The sequence below is a fragment of the Trinickia sp. genome, assembly GCF_036503415.1.
GTDB lineage: Bacteria > Pseudomonadota > Gammaproteobacteria > Burkholderiales > Burkholderiaceae > Trinickia.
This window is the reverse complement of sequence record NZ_DASXWY010000059.1, coordinates 26,087-45,101: the sequence shown is the minus strand read 5'-3', so window position 1 is coordinate 45,101 and position 19,015 is coordinate 26,087. Positions and strand designations below refer to the sequence as shown.

The window sequence follows — 19,015 nt, the reverse complement described above, 5'->3', positions numbered from 1 at the left end:
CTCGCCGCGCACGATACCGCCATTCGCACGGCTATCGCGGCGTGGCAGGCTCGCCTTGGCGCGCTGCCCGAGCTGGTCCCCGCCGTCGCGCCTCCGACAGGCACCTGGCAGGCAATCGAACGAGCGCTCGGATGGGCCGATTCGACACGCCGCGCGGCCGGCGAAGCGCCCGGCAATCGGGTGCTCGCTCGCACCGTGGCCGCGCGCGAGCGCCATCGGCGCTGGTTCGACAGTCTCGCGTTCTGGCGGGGTTGGTCGTTTGCGGCCACCGGTGCGGCATTGGCCGCCGCAATCGGCTTTGCCATCGTTTTGCGGCCCGCGCCGCTCGCCGTCCAATCCGCCGCAAGCGGCGGCGCGGGCGACACGGTTGCCCACGAGAACGCGATCGAGCGCGTGTCCTACGTCGCGGCGCTGGCCGATGTGAAGACGAGCAAGACGATGGTCTTTGTGATGTGGGACGACAAAAGCGCGATGATGAGTGCACACCGCATGAGCGGCGGCGATGCGGCACCGCCGGGCCATTCGGAGCAGCTCTGGGGAATCCCCGAGCACGGCGCGCCAGTCTCGCTCGGCATGTTGCCGCCGGGCAAGGTCGTGCATATGAAGGTGCGCGATATGAACGCCTATGTAAGGCTCGCCGTATCGGTTGAGCCGCCCGGCGGCTCCACGAGCGCAAGCGGGCCGAGCGGCCCGGTGGTCTGCGCGGGCAAGCTGATGGCGACCGCTTAGGCGAGCGCACGACGGCCGCACCGGGCCGGTCGTTGGCGCGGTGATAAAATCGAGCGTTTCCCGGCATGCGCCGCGCGAGCCGTGCCGCGGCCAGACGTACTCTCGGCGCACGCCCGGCGCTCTCACGACGGACCACTTCTCAGCCCATCATCATGACGTCTCAACTGCATAAAAAAGGCGAAGCCTGGTCGGCTCGCTTCTCGGAGCCGATGTCCGAGCTCGTCAAGCGCTACACGTCGTCAGTGTTCTTCGACAAGCGCATGGCGCTCGTCGACATCGAAGGCTCGCTCGCGCACGCGAAGATGCTCGCGGCGCAAAAAATCATCGCCGCCGAAGACCTCGCGGCCATCGAGCGCGGCATGGCGCAAATCCGCGGTGAAATCGAGCGCGGCGAATTCGTCTGGCAACTCGATCTCGAAGACGTCCATCTGAATATCGAGGCGCGTTTGACGGCGCTGATCGGCGATGCCGGCAAGCGCCTGCATACCGGCCGCTCGCGCAACGATCAGGTCGCCACCGACATTCGCCTCTGGCTGCGCGGCGAAATCGACCGCATCGGCGGCTTGCTCGGCGATTTGCGTCTTGCGCTCGTCGAATTGGCCGAGCAGCACGCCGGAACGATCATGCCGGGCTTTACGCACCTGCAGGTCGCGCAGCCCGTCACGTTCGGCCATCACCTGCTCGCGTACGTCGAAATGTTCGGGCGTGACGCCGAGCGCCTGCGCGACTGTCGCACGCGCGTGAACCGCCTGCCGCTCGGCGCGGCCGCACTGGCCGGCACGAGCTATCCGATCGATCGGCACGCCGTCGCCAAAACGCTCGGCTTCGACGGCATCTGCGCCAATTCGCTCGACGCCGTTTCGGACCGCGACTTCGCCATCGAATTTACCGCCGCGGCGGCGCTCGTGATGACGCACGTCTCGCGATTCTCCGAAGAGCTCGTCCTCTGGATGAGCCCGCGAGTCGGCTTCATCGATCTGGCCGATCGCTTTTGCACGGGCTCGTCGATCATGCCGCAAAAGAAAAACCCCGATGTGCCCGAACTCGCGCGCGGCAAAACCGGGCGGGTCAACGGCCATCTCATGGCGCTGCTCACGTTGATGAAGGGCCAGCCGCTCGCCTACAACAAGGACAACCAGGAAGACAAGGAGCCGCTTTTCGACACGGTCGATACCGTGGCGGATACGCTGCGGATCTTCGCGGAAATGGTGGCCGGCGTCACGGTCAAGCCGGATGCAATGCGGGCCGCAGCGCTACAAGGCTTTTCGACGGCAACGGATCTGGCCGACTATCTCGTCAAGCGCGGCCTGCCGTTTCGCGATGCGCACGAGGCCGTCGCGCACGCGGTGCGGGTATGCGTGGACCGGCAGTGCGATCTCGCCGATCTGACGCTCGATGAAATGCGCGCCGAGCTTCCCAACGTCGCACACCTGATCGGTGAAGACGTATTCGATTACCTCACGCTCGAAGGCTCGGTGGCAAGCCGCAATCATCCGGGCGGCACCGCCCCCGAGCAGGTCCGCGCCGCGGCGCAGGCCGCGCGCCAGGCACTGCAAGCCCAGCTTCGGCACGACTAAGCCGGCCGGGACGCCCGGCGGGGCGGGCGCTTAGCGGGAGAGCGCCGGTTAGTCGTTGCCGGCCGTCTCGGCCAGCCGCTTGAGCGTCGCCACGCGCGCGCCGACCAGATCGACGCGCTCGGCCTCCGTGCCCAGCCCCGAGGTCGCCTCGAAGTAGGCAAGCCAGGCGCGCTGCGCATGCGAAAGGACGACGCGCGAGCGCGCCGCCAATTTCGCGCGCAGCTTGCGTGCATAACGGTTCAGATCGAATTGCGCATGCTCGCAAGCCGCATCGACGGTGCACGGGCGCAAACGCGTCGGACGTTTGGGCGGAGCCGGATCGGCATCGCTTGCCGAGTTCACGGTAGCGTCGAACTGCGCGGCCGCATGACGCAGCTGCAGCGCGCGGTCGCGCACCGGCTGCAACAAAACGTTAGCTTCGGTGATGACATAAGCCGAACCGTGCGTCGTCTGGAACACGGCATGCACGAGCGGCACTTCCTTGTCCCGCCATGTCTGCCAGCGCCGCTGGCTCTCCTCCCAGCCACGCCGCATCTTGTCGGGCGCGGCTGCCGTCAGCGACCGATAAGCGGCGTCGATGGCGGCCTGCCATGAATCGCGTGCGGCATCCATGCATTGCGCCTGCCCGGCAGGCGACGAGCGGTCCGCGCGCGCGAGACAGGTGCGCATCGCCGTATCGATCGGATCCGCGGGGGCCGCTTCGGCATGGGCGGCGACGGGTACGACGAACGAGGCGCCGACCAGGACCAACGCGCCAAGCGCGAGCCTCGTAGGGAGCAGCGTTCTTGCAGCGCACTTCATGATCAGACACGCACGCAATCGACGAAATATTCCATGCGCCCGTCCACCCGCTCGGCAACGAGCCCATGAATATCCGTCGAAAAACCAGGGAAGCGCTCGTTGAACTCGCGCGCGAACTTCAGATAGTTGACGATCGTCCGATTGAACCGCTCGCCCGGAATGAGCAGCGGGATACCGGGCGGATAAGGCGTCAGCAACACGCTCGTCACGCGGCCCTCCAGCTCGTCGATGGGCACGCGATCGATCTCGCGGTGTGCGAGCTTCGCGAACGCATCGGAAGGCTTCATCGCGGGTTCCATGTTCGACAGGTACATCTCCGTCGTGAGCCGGGCGATGTCGTTGGCGCGATAAACGCTGTGGATCGCCTGGCACAGATCGCGCAGCCCCATGCGCTCGTAAGCGGGATGCTGGGCCACGAACTCGGGCAGGACACGCCACAGCGGCTGGTTGCTGTCGTAGTCGTCCTTGAACTGCTGAAGCTCCGTCACCATCGAGTTCCAACGGCCCTTCGTGATGCCGATCGTGAACATGATGAAAAACGAGTAGAGCCCCGTCTTTTCGACGATGATGCCGTGCTCGGCCAGATACCGGGTGACGATGGCGGCCGGGATGCCCGACTCGGCGAACTCGCCGGCGAGGTCGAGCCCCGGCGTGACGATCGTCGCCTTGATCGGATCCAGCATGTTGAAGCCTTCGGCAAGCGGGCCGAAGCCGTGCCACGGATCGTTCGCGCGCAGTATCCAGTCCTCGCGCGAGCCGATGCCCTCGTCGGCAAGCGCCTCCGGGCCCCAGACCTGGAAGAACCAATCCTCGCCGTATTCGGCGTCGACCTTGCGCATCGCGCGTCTGAAGTCGAGCGCCTCGGCAATCGATTCCTCGACGAGCGCCGTACCGCCCGGCGGCTCCATCATCGCCGCCGCGACGTCGCACGAGGCGATGATCGCGTACTGCGGGCTCGTCGACGTGTGCATCAAGTAGGCCTCGTTGAAGCGATGCCGGTCGAACGCACCGTCGGCGGAATCCTGAACGACGATCTGCGAAGCCTGCGAAATGCCCGCGAGCAGCTTATGCGTCGAATGCGTCGCAAACACGAGCGCACCGGTGCGCGGACGGCCGGCACCGATCGCATGCATGTCCTGATAGAACGAATGGAATTCGGCATGCGGCAGCCACGCTTCGTCGAAATGCAGCGTATCGAGGAAGTCGCCGAGCAGCGACTTGATCGTTTCGACGTTGTAGATGACGCCGTCGTACGTGCTTTGCGTGATCGTCAGGATGCGCGGCTTCAGATTCGGGTTGCGCTCGAGCGCTTCGCGCGCAAACGGATTGGCCTCGATCTTCTTGCGGATGTTCTCGGGCTTGAACTCGTCGAGCGGGATCGGGCCGATGATGCCGAAATTGTTGCGCGTCGGCGTCAGGAACACCGGAATGGCGCCCGTCATCGTGATCGCATGGAGGATCGACTTGTGGCAGTTGCGATCGACGACGACGATGTCGCCCGGCGCCACCGTCGCATGCCAGACGATCTTGTTCGAAGTCGACGTACCGTTCGTGACGAAGAACAGATGATCGGCGCTGAAGATGCGGGCCGCGTTGCGCTCGGACGCCGCGACGGGGCCGATGTGATCGAGCAGTTGCCCGAGTTCGTCGACGGCGTTGCAGACGTCGGCGCGCAGCATGTTCTCGCCGAAGAACTGGTGGAACATCTGGCCGAGCGGGCTCTTGAGGAAGGCCACGCCCCCCGAATGGCCCGGACAATGCCACGAATACGAGCCTTCGTCGGCGTACTTGACGAGTTCCTTGAAAAACGGCGGCGAGAGCGAATCGAGATAGACCTTCGCTTCGCGCACGATATGGCGCGCGACGAACTCGGGCGTATCCTCGAACATGTGGATGAACCCGTGCAGCTCGCGCAGGATGTCGTTCGGCAGGTGGCGCGACGTGCGCGTCTCGCCGTACAGGAAAATCGGAATGTCCGCGTTGCGCCGGCGCACCTCGTTGACGAACGCACGCAACTCGAGAATCGCCGTCGCGAACTCGGGCAGCTCGCCATCGGGACCGGTCTCGCCGAGCATCAGTTCGTCGTCGTCGAGCGACAGAATGAAGCACGACGCGCGACTCGATTGCTGCGCGAACGAGGTCAGGTCCCCGTAGCTCGTCAGGCCGAGGACCTCGACGCCCTCCCCTTCGATCGCCTCGGCGAGCGCCCGAATGCCGGAACCCGAGATGTTCTCGGAACGGAAGTCCTCATCGATGATGACGACGGGGAAACGGAACTTCATGAACGATTCTCCAAAAACAAGGACCGCTGGCGCGGGTCATGTTCTCCGTGCCGAGCGGTCGCTCGAAAACCTGTCAGTCTCTTTGCGCTTTGCGTCAGTGTCGTGACGGCACACCGACGGTATTCAGGTCTTCGGCAGCGTGACGCCGTGCTGGCCCTGATACTTGCCGCCCCGGTCCGCGTAGGACACGTCGCAGACTTCGTCGCTTTCGAAAAAGAGCACCTGCGCCACGCCCTCGTTCGCATAGATCTTCGCCGGCAACGGCGTCGTGTTCGAGAACTCGAGCGTCACGTAGCCTTCCCATTCGGGCTCGAACGGCGTCACGTTCACGATGATGCCGCAGCGCGCATAGGTCGACTTGCCGAGGCAGACCGTCAGGACGTTGCGCGGAATGCGGAAGTACTCGACCGTGCGCGCGAGCGCGAACGAATTCGGCGGAATGATACAGACGTCGCCCTTGAAATCGACGAATGATTTCTCGTCGAAGTTCTTCGGGTCGACGATCGTCGAGTTGATGTTCGTGAAGATCTTGAACTCGTCGGCGCAGCGGATATCGTAACCGTAGCTCGACGTGCCGTAGCTCACGATCTTGCGGCCGTCCTCGGCCGTGCGGACCTGATCGCCCACGAACGGCTCGATCATGTTGTGCTCGGCGGCCATTCGCCGAATCCACTTGTCGGATTTGATGCTCATAAATATCGAGGTCTCTCGGTCCTGCTCATTGTCCGTGAATCACGCCGCACCCGAGCGCGGGCCCGACGCTGTGATCGGGAAATGCCGGGTCGACCGGCTCGCGATAGATCAGCACCGAACGCCCGATGACCGAGCGCACGCCGTCGAGCGAGACGTCGGGCGCGACGATGAATCCGGTCGCGCCGCCGTTCGCGTCCGCATGAAGATTGCCGAGATCGCCCTCGAGCCGCACCCCGGCGCGCAGCCTCGACGCGGCCGGCGCGAAGACGGGGCCGGCGCTCGCGCCGTCGACCGCATTGCAATCGCCACGCTCGTGCACCTGCAGCGCATGGTCGGTGTTGGGCGGCAAGCCCGCGAGGTTGTATGTGACCTGCACGCCGTCCGCCCGTTCTATGAACGTGACGGCACCTTGCACCGCGCTGCCGACCGTCGGCCGCAATTGCGCATCGGCGCGCTTTTCGTGGTGGCCCAAAAACGCGGTGCAGCCCGCAAGCGGCGCGCCCGCCAGGCCCAACAGGGCGACGCAGGCGACGACGCTCAACGCACGCGCGTGCCGCCCGTCGGTTCGTTGTCTCATGCGATCCTCATGCCGGCCGCAGCGCCCCTGCGCTGCCGTCCCGGACTCAAGCGAAGGCGACATGATACCGCGCCGCGCGGCCGGCGCGGCGCAAGGGCATGCCAGGCCCTCGCGCGAAAGCCTCGCATGCCGCTTGAAGCAGGCCCCGCTCAGGTGTTCTGAACGACGATGCTCGGGAATTTGCCGGTCATGTCGCGCGCGCGCTCCGCAATCTGGATGGCCACTTTGCGGGCAATGGCGCGGTATGTCTCGGCGATGCGTCCGCTCGGATCGGCGACGACGGACGGGTGCCCGCTGTCGGCCTGCTCGCGAATCGAGATGTCGAGCGGCAAGCTGCCGAGCACCACGACACCGTATTCGCCGGCCATGCGCTCGGCGCCGCCGGCGCCGAAGATATGCTCGGCATGGCCGCAGTTCGAGCAGACGTGGATGCTCATGTTCTCGACGATGCCAAGGATCGGCACGCCGACCTTCTCGAACATCTTCAGGCCCTTCTTGGCGTCGATGAGGGCGATGTCCTGCGGCGTCGTGACGATGACCGCTCCCGTCACCGGGACGCGCTGCGCAAGCGTCAGTTGGATGTCGCCCGTACCGGGCGGCATGTCGACGACGAGGTAGTCGAGCTCGCGCCAATTGGTTTGCCTGAGCAGTTGCTCGAGTGCGGACGTGACCATCGGGCCGCGCCAGACCATCGGATTGTCCTGCTCGACGAGAAAGCCGATCGAATTCGCCTGCACGCCGTGACCCTCGAGCGGGTTCATCGTTTGTCCGTCGGGCGAGTCCGGCCGCCCCTCGATGCCGAGCATCATCGGGATCGACGGTCCATAGATATCGGCATCGAGCACGCCGACCGACGCCCCTTCGCTTGCCAGCGCCAGCGCGAGATTGACGGCGGTCGTGCTCTTGCCGACCCCGCCCTTGCCCGACGCCACGGCGACGATATTCTTCACGTTGGGAAGCAGTTTGACCCCGCGCTGTACGGCGTGCGCGACGATCGACTGCGAGAGCGCGACCTCGGCGCGCTCCACGCCGGGCACCTGCCGCAGCGCCGCAACGATCAACGCACGCAGCGCGTCGAGTTGGCTTTTCGCGGGATAGCCGAGGACGATCTCCGCCCGTACGGTCGTACCGTCGACGGCGACCGACTTCACGCCCTTGGCTGCCGCGAACGGTCGGCCGGTGTTGGGATCCGTCACGGCCGCGAGTGCGGCGTCGACCAAGGCCCGATCAATGCTCATCGAAAAGACTCCGAAGCGAAACGGCTCGCGGCGAGGCGCACCGACGGGCCGCAGCGTATGCGGCTCGAGGGCGACTCACGCCGCAAGGCAGGAAAATTGAAAGAAAGTGTTGCTCGCCATTGCCAAATAGCGGGCTGCCGGGCACTTTCGCCCTCGGCGCCCGCCACAGGGCCGCGTGCGGACCCCGTACGCGCTATTGTAGTGGCTTGCGTCGTCGTGGCTGGAAGACACTGCGCGCGGCAAGGCTTAGCGGTTTTCCGCCCGGTTCGGGCCGCGCCGGCGTCGTTCCGACACGTTTTCTTGAGAGGACTCGAAAAATGAACTCGAAAATCATGACCCGCTTGACGGTATTCACGCTGGCCGGCGCACTGCTCGCCGGCTGCGCCACGGAGCAGCAAACGAACGCGGCCTATGGCACGGGCGCCGGTGCGGCCGCGGGCGCCGGACTCGGCGCCATCTTCGGCGGCGGCAAGGGCGCGGCCATCGGCGCGGGTGTCGGCGGGCTGTTGGGCGGCATCACGGGCTACAACTGGAGCAACATCCGCAACCGGATTTCGGGCGCGTCGCGCGGCACCGGCACGACCGTCAACGAACAGCCCGATGGCTCGCTGAAGGTCAACATCCCGAGCAACGTGACGTTCGCGACCGATAGCTACCAGATCAACCCGGCGCTCTATCCGACGCTCAATGAAGTGGCGACCCAGATGGGCCAAAACCCTGAACTCGTTGCCGAAGTGCGCGGCTATACGGACAGCACGGGGTCGCCCCAGTACAACCAGACGCTTTCGCAAAACCGCGCACAAAGCGTGGCGAACTACCTCAGTCAGCACGGCGTATCGCCGAACCGTCTGGCCGCTGCTGGATACGGTCCGAACAACCCGGTCGCCGACAACGGCACGGACCAGGGCCGCGCCCAGAACCGCCGCGTCGAAATCTATTTGAAAGCGACCGCGCAGCACGGCCAGGCGCCGCGCTACCAGTAAGCTGGCCGCAGCCCGCCGGGCGGGCTGCGGGCTGACCGGGAATACGCCCGGAATGTTTCGGTAAACAAATCGAAAAATTTTTCGAACTCGCCCGGAAATCGGCTGTCTCTACGTACGGTACGCGGATGGCGAAGGCCGCCGCGTCACCATTCTCCTCTTGTCGTTGTTGCTCCGGGGCCGGTTCATATTCGCCCCGGTTTTTTTTGCCCGCTGTTCTCGGTACGCGGGCCGCAACGGTTCCCGACCCTCGGCGCCTCCGAGTCGGTGGGCCCTCCGCCCCTCGCGCCAACGTCATGGGGGCGCACCCCGCTCGCTGCCGCGAATTGCCGCGCCCGCCCTGTTAAAATCGGCGTTTTCCCTGCGCGGTCCCTCCTCGAACGCCAATGACAGCACCCGACATCGCCTCCAGCCCGCCCGCGCTCCGTCGCCGGATTCTCGTCACATCCGCCTTGCCTTACGCGAATGGACAGATCCACCTCGGCCATCTGGTCGAATATATCCAGACCGACATCTGGGTTCGCACGCTGCGCATGCACGGGCACGAGGTGTACTACGTCGGCGCCGACGACACGCACGGCACGCCGGTCATGCTGAGCGCCGAAAAGGAAGGCATCACGCCGAAGGCGTTGATCGAGCGCGTCGGGCGGGAGCACAAGCGCGATTTCGACAGCTTCCTGGTCTCGTTCGACAACTACTACTCGACCGATTCGGACGAGAACCGCGAACTGTGCGAGTCGATCTTTCTCTCGCTGCAGGCAGCCGGGTTCATCGATGCCCGCGAGATCGAGCAGGCCTACGATCCCGTCAAGGAAATGTTCCTGCCCGATCGCTTCATCAAGGGTCAATGCCCGAAGTGCGGCGCGAAGGATCAATACGGCGACAGCTGCGAGGTCTGCGGTTCGACCTATCAGCCGACGGAGCTGATCAACCCCTACTCGGCCGTCTCGGGCGCGACGCCCGTGCGCCGCAAGTCGACGCACTACTTCTTCCGCCTCTCGGACGTGCGCTGCGAATCGTTCCTGCGCAGCTGGGTGAGCGGGCTTGCGCAGCCGGAAGCCACGAACAAGATGCGCGAATGGCTGGGCGAAAAGGGCGAGGCGAAGCTCGCCGATTGGGATATCTCGCGCGACGCTCCGTATTTCGGTTTCGAAATTCCGGGCGCGAGCGGCAAGTACTTCTATGTCTGGCTCGATGCGCCGGTCGGCTATTACGCCAGCTTCAAGAATCTGGCCGCGCGCGTCGGGCTCGACTTCGAAGCATGGATCCGCCCGGGCACCGAGACCGAGCAGTACCACTTCATCGGCAAGGACATCCTCTACTTTCACACGCTCTTTTGGCCGGCGATGCTCGAGTTCTCGGGCCACCGCACGCCGACCAACGTCTTTGCACACGGCTTTCTGACCGTGGACGGCGCGAAGATGTCGAAATCGCGCGGTACGTTCATCACGGCGAAGAGCTATGTCGACACGGGGCTCAACCCCGAATGGCTGCGTTATTACTTCGCCGCGAAGCTCAACGCCACGATGGAAGACATCGACCTGAACCTCGAGGATTTCCTCGCGCGCGTGAACAGCGACATCGTCGGCAAGTTCGTCAATATCGCGAGCCGCGCGGCGGGCTTCCTCGTCAAGCGATTCGACGCCCGCGTGCAGGACAGCGCGATGCATCACCCGCTGCTCGGCATGCTGCGCGAGGCGCTGCCGCAAATCGCCACCCATTACGAAGCGCGCGAGTACGGCCGTGCCGTCCGGCAGACCATGGAGCTCGCCGATGCCGTCAACGCCTATGTCGATACGGCCAAACCGTGGGATCAGGCGAAAGATCCGGCCAACGCGGCGGCACTGCACGAAACGGTCAGCGTCAGCATCGAGGCGTTCCGGCTGCTCACGCTCGCACTGAAGCCGGTCCTGCCGGCATTGGCCGCGAACGTCGAGGCGTTCCTCGGTATCTCGCCGTTGACTTGGGCCGATGCCGGCAACGTCCTTTCGTCGGCACGCCCGATCAACGCCTATAAGCATCTGATGACGCGTGTCGACCCCGCACAGATCGAAGCGCTGATCGCGGCGAACCGCGCATCGCTGCAACCCACGGACACCACACCGCCTCATCGGCAAGCGGCCTCGGCAGCGAAAACCACCGCCGAAGCGGCCAAAAGCGCCAAGGGCCACAGCGTGGCAGCAGCCGCGAAAGCGGCCGAAAGCGCCGAGGCCTCGGTCATTTCCATCGACGACTTCGCCAAGATCGACTTGCGCATCGCACGCATCGTCGAATGCAAGGCCGTCGAGGGCTCCGACAAGTTGCTGCAACTGACGCTCGACATCGGCGAAGAGAAGACCCGCAACGTGTTCTCGGGCATCAAGTCGGCCTACCGACCTGAGGACCTCGTCGGCAAGCTGACCGTGATGGTGGCGAATCTGGCGCCGCGCAAGATGAAGTTCGGGCTCTCCGAGGGGATGGTCCTGGCGGCATCGGCTGCCGACGAGAAAGCCGAACCGGGGCTTTATATCCTCGAACCGCACAGCGGCGCACAGCCGGGTATGCGCGTGAAGTAGCGGCGGGCTGCGGGCGTGCGCGCCATGAATCGGCGTGCGCCCCGGCCATCAATACTGCTGCAACACGGCCTTATCGATATCGCGAAAAAACAGCTTGCCGGTGCCGATCTTTCGAGAACCGCCGAACGGCACATGCCAAAACTTGACCATCAGGATCCCGCTGCCCTGGGCAGCGGGCGCCGCGGCAAATCCCGGGTTGCGCACCTTCGGTATCTCCTTATGGAGCTTCGACGCGAGTTTGCCCAACGACGCTGCAATCCGTGAGCCCACCGCACTGCTCGGCATTTTCAGACCCATCGCGCCGAACGTCGCGGGCGAACTGAGGGTCCCGCCGGCAAACTTCGCCACTCTCGTGGCTACTTCGTTATAGGGGTATAGCGACTTGTAACGCGCCACGGCGGAAAGCTCGAAGACGGACATATAAATGTCCGGCTTGCCCGAAAAGGTATTCGGTGAAGTGTTTTCGATGCCCTTGTCCGCGTTTGCGCCGAAGAACCCGGCAATTTCGTCGAGCGTACCGTAGACGACGAGCGCCCGCGCACCCTGCCCGTTATCGGACAACAGCCACATGTCGTTCATTTGTGGACGGCAAGGAACAGGCACGCCACCATGATCGAATATCACCGCACCGAAACTACCGAAGTTGGGCCTTCCCGACGATAACCGGCACATCCGGCCGGCATGCTCCTTAATGCATATATCCATTTCGGAATCCTGAATGATAGTGACGTCAGAGCCGGAAAAGACGTTTGAAGTCATTGCCGTCGGCCGTGGAGTTCGGCATGCCCTGGCCGCTAAACCTGGAGAAGAAGACACGCCTTTGTCCGATCCGCCGCATGCCCTCGCCCGGAAACGGACTGAATGTGACGCGAAATAGCGCCCCCGCCTTGCCGTTCGATTCGGCGATACCGGGATTGCGGATGAACTTGTACATGTCGTAGACCGTGGCGATCAGGTCGCCGATATCGCCCACGTCGCCGACGGGCGCCGTACAGCCGCCAATGCCGCAGGCGAGCGCATGGGAATCTTGCGGCACGAATTTCGAGGTCGACCAATCCTTCAGGGCGACACAGCGGATCAACGTGTTCGCGACGCTGACACCGGCCATGGCCGCGTCATTTCCCGCAAAGAGCGTCCTGTAACGGTTGCGCGAGACGTGCGCCGTCACGCCCATAAAAATCGATGGCAATTCCGGTATCGTGTTTTCGATGCCGTACATCGCCTCGCGCTCGAAGAAATCGACGATCTGCGCACCAGTACCAACGAGTACCAAATCGCGCGCACCGGTTTGTGTGTCCGCGAATAAATAGCGGTTGTACGCCCCGCTCCTGATGGCGGTCGTGAATGCGCCGCGATCCTCGATGAAATTCATCGGACCGGTCCGGTGGACCATCGACGATGGGGCACGCATCATTCTGATCGGCTGCATAGTTCGGTTTTCGATAAAGTCGGAAACCGCTATCGGAACATGCAACCCCCAGGCGGGAATAGGGAACTTTTCTCAGTTATTTTCCGGCTCACCGTTTCGACCAGAACGCATCGAAGCGGCGCGTGTAATTGATATCGACGCCCTGGAACGTGCCCGTATAAGTCGAAAGCGCCCAGAAACGCGAGAGATTGATCGTCGCCTTGAACGCATTGGCCGCCGATTGCAGACCCTGCTCGTAGCCGAGCACGAGCCGCTCGTTGATCGCTTTCGAGAGCATGACCACCTGCGGATCGGTCAATCCGACCTCGCTGCGGCCCACCGTGAATTCGTCGAGTCCGAACGTCTGCGCCACGCGTTTGCCCGTCGCACTGCCGAGCAGTGCGAGCGCGGTCGTCATCGAGCTTTGCTGGCCCAGATTGTTGCCCTGATCCGTGCCATGGCCGAACAGCAGCCACGACAATTTTTCGTTGTCGGACACGTTCGGCTCAGACACGAGTTTGACGATCGGCGCATCGACGGTGCCCGTGACCTGCACGCCGGCCTCGACCTCCTGATTGCGGCGCATCGCGAGGATATTGATGCCGGGATTCGCCACCGGTCCGTTGAACGTGAAAAAGCCGTTCTCGATTGCGAGCTTGCGGCCGAACTCGGTATAGGTCGAGCCCTCGGTCACGCCGACATTGCCGATGGCCCGCAGCGGCTGGCTCGGTGCCGACATCACGGTCACCATGCCGCGCAGCCCCAGATCCGCGCCGCGCCCCCGGAAACGGAAGTTGCGCCCCAGATCGATGTCGATGTTCGCGCGCGGCGCGAAGGGGCTCACCGGCTTGTTCATCGCCGGCTCGATCGGCTGCGGCGCACCTCGCACGGCGGCGTTGTTGCGCAAGATCACGACATCGTCCGACAAGCTGGGCGCCGGTTGCTCCGGCATGTCGAACAGCGCGCGGTCGATCTTGAACTTGCCGTCGATATTCATACCGCCGGCCGGCCCGCCGTTCGCAACCGTCGCACTGCCCGACAGCGAGAGCCGCCGGTCCGGCGCGGCGAACAACTCGAGCTTGTCCGCAACGATTTGCGCTGTGATGTCGGGCTCGGCGCGATCGAGCCGCACTTGACCGGTCGCACGCAGCGTACCGTCGCCGCCATGAAACTCCACGCGTTGAAAGTCGACGAGATTCTCCGACAGCGCAATGCGTACGACACCGTCTTTCAACTGCACGCCCTGATCGATGAACGTCGCCGCGAGCCCGTCGCCGGTCAGCGCCCCCGAAAGCGCGGGTTTCGCGATCGTGCCCGCCACGGTCAGCCTGAGCGCCGCGCGCCCATCGAGCACGTAGCTCGGCCCGAACAGGCCGCCCGTCGTTTTCAGCGAAGGTACGTCGGCCGCGATCGTGCCCCCAAGCGGCGCATCGGCCGCCAGCCCAAGCTGACCGCCGCGCGCCGGATCGGGGGAAAGCGCTACGCTCAGGTTCGCGTCCGCCCTGCCGATGCGGCTCGCCGCCGCGCGCAACGTGACGCTCAATCGCGAGCCGGTACGAAAATCGGCGCGCGCGCCGAGCGCGGTGATGCCGAGCGGCGCCAATCCGCCCCGGACCGTGTCGACCGACACGTCTCCGCTCACGCGTTCGAGGCGCGCGTAGCCGGACGCGGTGCGGCCCAGCGTGAAGTCCCAATCGCCCGCGAAGACGAGATCGCTACGCATGCGCGAAGGCGTGCCGGTCAGTTGCTCGCGTATTGCGAGCAGTCTCGCCACCGACAGATTCGAGGCCGAGCCGGCCGAGCGTATCGCGCCGCGATCGTAGACGAACGACTTGATATCGATCCGCGCGCCTTCGAGCGCGAGCCGCGTCGCGCCGAGCGTCACGAACTCGCGGCTCGCGTTGATCGCAAGCGGCGCCTGCAGTTCGAGCGCCGGCATGCCGCGATTGGCGAAGCGCGTGACGGTGCCGGCCCACTGCAGGCCGTCGCGTGTATCGGTCAAACCGCCCGACGCCGCCAATACGAGGTCTACCGGCCGGCCGCGCAGCGTGCCTTTTGCCGCCACATCGAACGCGTGCTTCGCGCGCGTGCCGCTCGCGTGCGCGGAAAGGCTCGTGAAATCGGCGACGCTCGTATGGACGTCGCGCGCATCGGTCGTGAATTCGAGCGCGCCGTTCGCGCCGTCACGCACGAGCGCACGCCCCGTCGCCGCACCGACGCGGTTTTCGCCGAACGACACGCCGTGCGCATCGTAGCTGAGCGTGGCATTGGGATGAGCGAGCGAGCCCGTCACGTCGCCGTCGGCATTCACCGCGCCCGCCAGGCCAAAGCCGAGCCGCTCGAGCTGCGGCGCGGCAATGCGAAAACGCAGTCGATCGCCCGGTGCGCCGAAGCTGCCGTGCAGCTCGACGTCATTGCCGGCGATCGATAGCGCCGCGTCGCTCGGCAATAAGCGCTTGTCGGCGACCTGCACCGTGCCTTCGCCTCTGAGCGGAAGGCCGTCGTAGAGGCTGTCGGCGAGCTTGAACCGCAGCTTCGTCGCGATACTCGGGGCCAAGGTGCCGCTCGCTTCCATCGTGCCCGTCACGCGCGCCTCGGGCCACCGCGTCGACGCGCCCCGCGCCACCGCGGCGGACTTTCTTGCCGGGGCCGATGGATGCGATGTCGCTTGCCGCTTCGATGCGGTCGATGCGGTCGATGCGGTCGATGCGGTCGATGTCTTCGACGATGTTCCTGCGCGCGGCGGGTGCGGGGCACCTGGGCGCTTTGGCGCAGCCGGCGGCGCACTCGCCGCCAGCACGAGACGCGGATCGAAGCTCTTCAGCGTTGCGCGCAGCGAGAAAGTCGATCGAGCATCCCGCATCAGAGCGCCGTCGAGATCGACGTGGCCATTGCCGGCCGCGACGCGCACATCGCGCAACGCGATACGCTCCGGCTCCAACGCGATTTTGGCCCGTGCGCCGAGACCCGCACGCTTGTCGGCAAGGTCGAACTCGAGCCCGGTGGTGGCGCCGTCGAGCTGTACGCTGATCGGCCCGTCGAGGGCCGTCGTGCGCACCCATGGCGTGATCGTGTTCAGATCGAGGCGGCTGGCCTGCAAGGCGATGCGGCCTCGGCCGCGTTTGAGCGTGCCGCCGCCCGCGAGCTCGGCGTCGTCCACGAGCCGCACGCGCAGGTTCGCAATGCGCTCCTCGCTTGCATCGAGCCGCACATCGGCGTGTGCGTCGATGAGCGGCAGCAACCGCGCGTCGAGTCTGCCCGGCTTCGCGTTGACGATCGAGACCGGACCGGCCACGACCGACGTGCCCGCCCCCGGCACGGGGCCGAGGTCGGCGTCGAGCGAAAGATCGGCCGCGGGCGCACCGGGGCTGAACGTCTGCGGGTTCACGTGAGCGAGCGCGACTTGCGCGCGCTTGAGCGGCACCGGTGCAAAAGGCGTGGCCTCCACCCGTGCGTGCCCCTTGAGCTTGAAACCGCTCGCGTCGATCTCGGCCGTCAGCGCCTCCAGCGTGCCCGTGACCTGCGCGCTCGCCCGCGCCGGCTCGCCCGCGAACTCGCCGGCATAACCGGCGTTGCCCGAGAGCGCAAACGGTCGCACGCCGTCGAGCGAAAGCTGGGCCGTGATCGCCCCGTAAGGCGTATCGAGCCCGCCGAGCGCGAGCGTATGATGCCGCCCGTCGCTGCGGCCGCTCATCCGCAAACGGTCGAACTCCGTCACGCTGGCGCCGTCATGGATGCGCAGCCGGTCGATACCGATTGCGCGCACGTCGAGCTGGATCGGCAAGCGCAGGCTCTGCGGCAAAGTCATCGGCGCATTGCTGCGGGACGGCGCAAGACGCGCATCGACAGTGCCCGCGTGCAGATCGACGATGGTCAGCCGCCAGGGCGACGGCGTGAGCGCCCATCGGCCGCTCAGCCGGTCGATGCGAATCTCGGTCGTCGCGGCTGTTGCGGCCGAGGGACCGCCCGTTACCGTCGGCCGCTCGACAAAATGCACGTCGGCCAACCTCAGCCCGCTGGCGAGCGTGCCGCCCTGGAACGTGCCGGCGAGCCGTCCGCCCGAGAGCGCCACGGCCGCGCGCCAAACGAGCCCGGTCCCGCGCTCGGTCGTGAGCGCACCGAATAGCGCAAGCGATTCGGCGCCCAGCATGAGCACGATACCCAGCACCGTCAACGCGAACACGCGCAGCGCCCGGCGCGGCTTGCGACGGGGCGGCGGTGCATCGCGCCCGGCGTCGTCGACGTCTGGCGGCGGTGCTGAGGGCGGCGGTGGCGAATCGTTCGTCATGCTCGTTTCGGGAAAAGCGCGCTCAAGGCTAAAGCGGTATCGAAGCTGTCTTCATGCGGTTTGAGGCCGTTTCAAAAGGCGATGCCAAGCGTCAGATACGGCCTTACGCTCTTGTTGCGAATGCCATATGCGAGGTCGACGTTGACTGGGCCGACCGGGCTGCGCCAGCGCGCGCCGAAGCCGACGCCGGGGAAGAACGTCCGCTCGTGCCAGGTATCCGTGGCTGCACCGATGTCATAGAACACCGCGGCGCCCCAATCGTGCGTGAACCAGTGCTGATACTCGGCCGTGCCGGTGATGAGGTACTTCGTCGGCAGCACCGAACCCGACACCTTGTTGCCGATACTCTGAAAGCCATAGCCGCGTACCGAGTTCGAACCGCCCGCGCGAAACAGCAGCGATGCCGGCACATCGGCCGAGCTGCCGCTCGTGAACACGCCGCCGAGCTCCGCGCGAAAAAGCAGGAGATCGCGTTTGCCGACCGGCAGATACTGCACGCCGCGCGCATAGCCGCGCACGAAGGTCTCGTCCGAGAGCGCGTGGCGCACCGCGAAGCCCGCCTCGGCATGGAGCAGATTGCCCGAATGCGGAAATAGCGGATCGTCGACATTGCGCCGCGTCCACGACCACTGCGGCACGAGCGCGTGGCTCGTCTTCGGGCTGGCGGCGTTCTGATCGAGCCGATCGACGTAGTACTGCAGCGAGTAGGTGTAATCGATGAACTGCGACGTGCGCGCGCGCTGCACGCCGATGCGCGCGCTATAAATGCGCGTGTCCGATACGTTCGTGCTCGTGTACGACGCGAGCGCGCTGTTGACCCAGCCCCGCCGCCCCGGCGGCATCGACAACTGGATCTGGCCGTATTGCTGGATCTGATCGATCCGGCCCTGGACCGTAAACGGCCAGGCGGCCCCGAACGTATTCAGATACGAGTAGGCCCCCTGGACGTGCGCGCCCGTATCGGTCGCGTAGCCGACCCCTCCGCGCACGCTGTTATACGGATACTCGCTGACCTTCACGTGAATCGGCGTCTCGTGCGGCTTGTCGACGTCGCTGTCGACATCGATCGCGACACTGGCGTAATACGGCGTGTTCTGCAATTGCCGTTGCAGTTCCTCGATCCGCGTCGTGTCATAAAACTCGCCGACGGCAATCGGATTGACGTTGGTCACGATCCATTCGGGATAGCGGCGCACGCCCGATACGTCGAGCGGACCCACCGTAAACGTCGGACCGCTCTCGAACGCGACTGAAAGCGCCGCCGTCTTTTTGCGCGGATCGATGAGCGCCTGAGAGCGCGCGATCTTCGCGCCGAGATAGCGACGGGCCTGCAGCGCCTTGAGCGCTGCCGATTTGGCATCGCTCCAGCCCGACTGCGTAAAGGGGTCGCCCGGGTGCAGCGAGAAGGCGAAACGCGCCGCGTTCTCGCGGGAAGGGTCTTCCGTTTTCACCGGGCCGGCGAACGAGAGATCGATCGACGAGACGTTCGTGCGCGGCCCCGGATCGACATGCACGATCACCTTTTTCTTGCCCTCGGCCGTGCGGACATCGGTACGCACGACCGGTGAAAAATAGCCGTCCGTGGCTGCGAGATCGCGCACCTGCTGCGGCGTCGCCGTCAAGAGAAAATCGAATTGATCGTCCGTGATGTCGTCGCGCTTGGCAAATCGAGAGAGGTCGAGATGCGCTTTCAGCAGCTTGCGAAGTTCGCGCGGCGCATCGATCTCGATGCCATATTTGGCCGAAGCCGGCAACGCAAGCCCCGCAAGCAGTGCCCCGACAGCCGCTGCGAGCCAGCTGCGGGCGAGGCGTCCGCCGCACCGGCGGGCGGTGCGCGTCAAGCACGGGTTGTCGATCGCTGCTTCCCGCAAACGGGGCCTCCCGGCA

13 protein-coding genes are annotated in these 19,015 nt (G+C 65.3%); 4 read left to right on the top strand and 9 right to left on the bottom strand.

Features of this window, described 5'->3' with window-relative positions; all coding sequences use genetic code 11:
• Positions 1-729, top strand: a 729-nt coding sequence (locus VGL01_RS08495; RefSeq protein WP_331568419.1) for an anti-sigma factor, incomplete at its 5' end; no start/stop codon positions are given.
• A 152-nt stretch (positions 730-881) separates the two neighbouring features.
• Complete coding sequence (gene argH / locus VGL01_RS08490; protein ID WP_331568418.1) at positions 882-2,306, top strand: argininosuccinate lyase; 1,425 nt, start codon at positions 882-884, stop codon at positions 2,304-2,306.
• A gap of 48 nt (positions 2,307-2,354) precedes the next feature.
• On the opposite strand, the gene VGL01_RS08485 is transcribed toward argH, so the two are convergent.
• The 5 genes from VGL01_RS08485 to apbC all read right to left on the bottom strand — a co-directional run bounded on the left by VGL01_RS08485 (position 2,355) and on the right by apbC (position 7,897).
• On the bottom strand, positions 2,355-3,107 hold the full coding sequence (locus tag VGL01_RS08485; RefSeq protein WP_331568417.1) for a lysozyme inhibitor LprI family protein: 753 nt from the start codon (positions 3,105-3,107) through the stop codon (positions 2,355-2,357).
• A 2-nt stretch (positions 3,108-3,109) separates the two neighbouring features.
• A complete protein-coding gene (locus VGL01_RS08480) occupies positions 3,110-5,389 on the bottom strand; it encodes an arginine/lysine/ornithine decarboxylase (protein WP_331568416.1) in 2,280 nt (759 codons plus the stop codon).
• A gap of 123 nt (positions 5,390-5,512) precedes the next feature.
• On the bottom strand, positions 5,513-6,082 hold the full coding sequence (dcd, locus tag VGL01_RS08475; RefSeq protein ID WP_331568415.1) for a dCTP deaminase: 570 nt from the start codon (positions 6,080-6,082) through the stop codon (positions 5,513-5,515).
• Between the two features lie 25 nt (positions 6,083-6,107).
• Complete coding sequence (locus VGL01_RS08470; protein ID WP_331568414.1) at positions 6,108-6,659, bottom strand: superoxide dismutase family protein; 552 nt, start codon at positions 6,657-6,659, stop codon at positions 6,108-6,110.
• Between the two features lie 149 nt (positions 6,660-6,808).
• Positions 6,809-7,897 (bottom strand): iron-sulfur cluster carrier protein ApbC, encoded by a 1,089-nt coding sequence (apbC, locus tag VGL01_RS08465; protein WP_331568413.1) that lies wholly within the window; start codon positions 7,895-7,897, stop codon positions 6,809-6,811.
• Positions 7,898-8,214: 317 nt separating this feature from the next.
• Here apbC and VGL01_RS08460 point away from each other — a divergent pair, with 317 nt between their 5' ends.
• Together VGL01_RS08460 and metG are read left to right on the top strand one after the other, a co-directional pair.
• Positions 8,215-8,880, top strand: a complete 666-nt coding sequence (locus tag VGL01_RS08460) for an OmpA family protein (protein ID WP_331568412.1) — start codon at positions 8,215-8,217, stop codon at positions 8,878-8,880.
• Positions 8,881-9,263: 383 nt separating this feature from the next.
• A complete protein-coding gene (gene metG / locus VGL01_RS08455) occupies positions 9,264-11,432 on the top strand; it encodes a methionine--tRNA ligase (protein ID WP_331568411.1) in 2,169 nt (722 codons plus the stop codon).
• Between the two features lie 48 nt (positions 11,433-11,480).
• On the opposite strand, the gene VGL01_RS08450 is transcribed toward metG, so the two are convergent.
• From VGL01_RS08450 to VGL01_RS08435, 4 genes are all read right to left on the bottom strand, one after another.
• On the bottom strand, positions 11,481-12,248 hold the full coding sequence (locus VGL01_RS08450; protein WP_331568410.1) for a hypothetical protein: 768 nt from the start codon (positions 12,246-12,248) through the stop codon (positions 11,481-11,483).
• Positions 12,163-12,861 (bottom strand): hypothetical protein, encoded by a 699-nt coding sequence (locus tag VGL01_RS08445; protein ID WP_331568409.1) that lies wholly within the window; start codon positions 12,859-12,861, stop codon positions 12,163-12,165. The genes VGL01_RS08450 and VGL01_RS08445 overlap by 86 nt, the downstream gene beginning before the upstream one ends.
• An 88-nt stretch (positions 12,862-12,949) precedes the next feature.
• On the bottom strand, positions 12,950-17,128 hold the full coding sequence (locus tag VGL01_RS08440; protein WP_331568408.1) for a translocation/assembly module TamB domain-containing protein: 4,179 nt from the start codon (positions 17,126-17,128) through the stop codon (positions 12,950-12,952).
• Positions 17,129-17,199: 71 nt separating this feature from the next.
• Complete coding sequence (locus tag VGL01_RS08435; RefSeq protein ID WP_414720199.1) at positions 17,200-18,969, bottom strand: autotransporter assembly complex protein TamA; 1,770 nt, start codon at positions 18,967-18,969, stop codon at positions 17,200-17,202.
• Positions 18,970-19,015: the final 46 nt, after the last annotated feature.

Excerpts from the sequence above, each read along its gene's own strand:
- metG (WP_331568411.1), top strand. The coding sequence starts at position 9,264 with ATGACAGCACCCGACATCGCCTCCAGCCCGCCCGCGCTCCGTCGCCGG.
- VGL01_RS08445 (WP_331568409.1), bottom strand. The coding sequence starts at position 12,861 with ATGCAGCCGATCAGAATGATGCGTGCCCCATCGTCGATGGTCCACCGG.
- VGL01_RS08485 (WP_331568417.1), bottom strand. The coding sequence starts at position 3,107 with ATGAAGTGCGCTGCAAGAACGCTGCTCCCTACGAGGCTCGCGCTTGGC.
- VGL01_RS08480 (WP_331568416.1), bottom strand. The coding sequence starts at position 5,389 with ATGAAGTTCCGTTTCCCCGTCGTCATCATCGATGAGGACTTCCGTTCC.
- VGL01_RS08470 (WP_331568414.1), bottom strand. The coding sequence starts at position 6,659 with ATGAGACAACGAACCGACGGGCGGCACGCGCGTGCGTTGAGCGTCGTC.
- argH (WP_331568418.1), top strand. The coding sequence starts at position 882 with ATGACGTCTCAACTGCATAAAAAAGGCGAAGCCTGGTCGGCTCGCTTC.
- VGL01_RS08440 (WP_331568408.1), bottom strand. The coding sequence starts at position 17,128 with ATGACGAACGATTCGCCACCGCCGCCCTCAGCACCGCCGCCAGACGTC.
- dcd (WP_331568415.1), bottom strand. The coding sequence starts at position 6,082 with ATGAGCATCAAATCCGACAAGTGGATTCGGCGAATGGCCGCCGAGCAC.
- apbC (WP_331568413.1), bottom strand. The coding sequence starts at position 7,897 with ATGAGCATTGATCGGGCCTTGGTCGACGCCGCACTCGCGGCCGTGACG.
- VGL01_RS08460 (WP_331568412.1), top strand. The coding sequence starts at position 8,215 with ATGAACTCGAAAATCATGACCCGCTTGACGGTATTCACGCTGGCCGGC.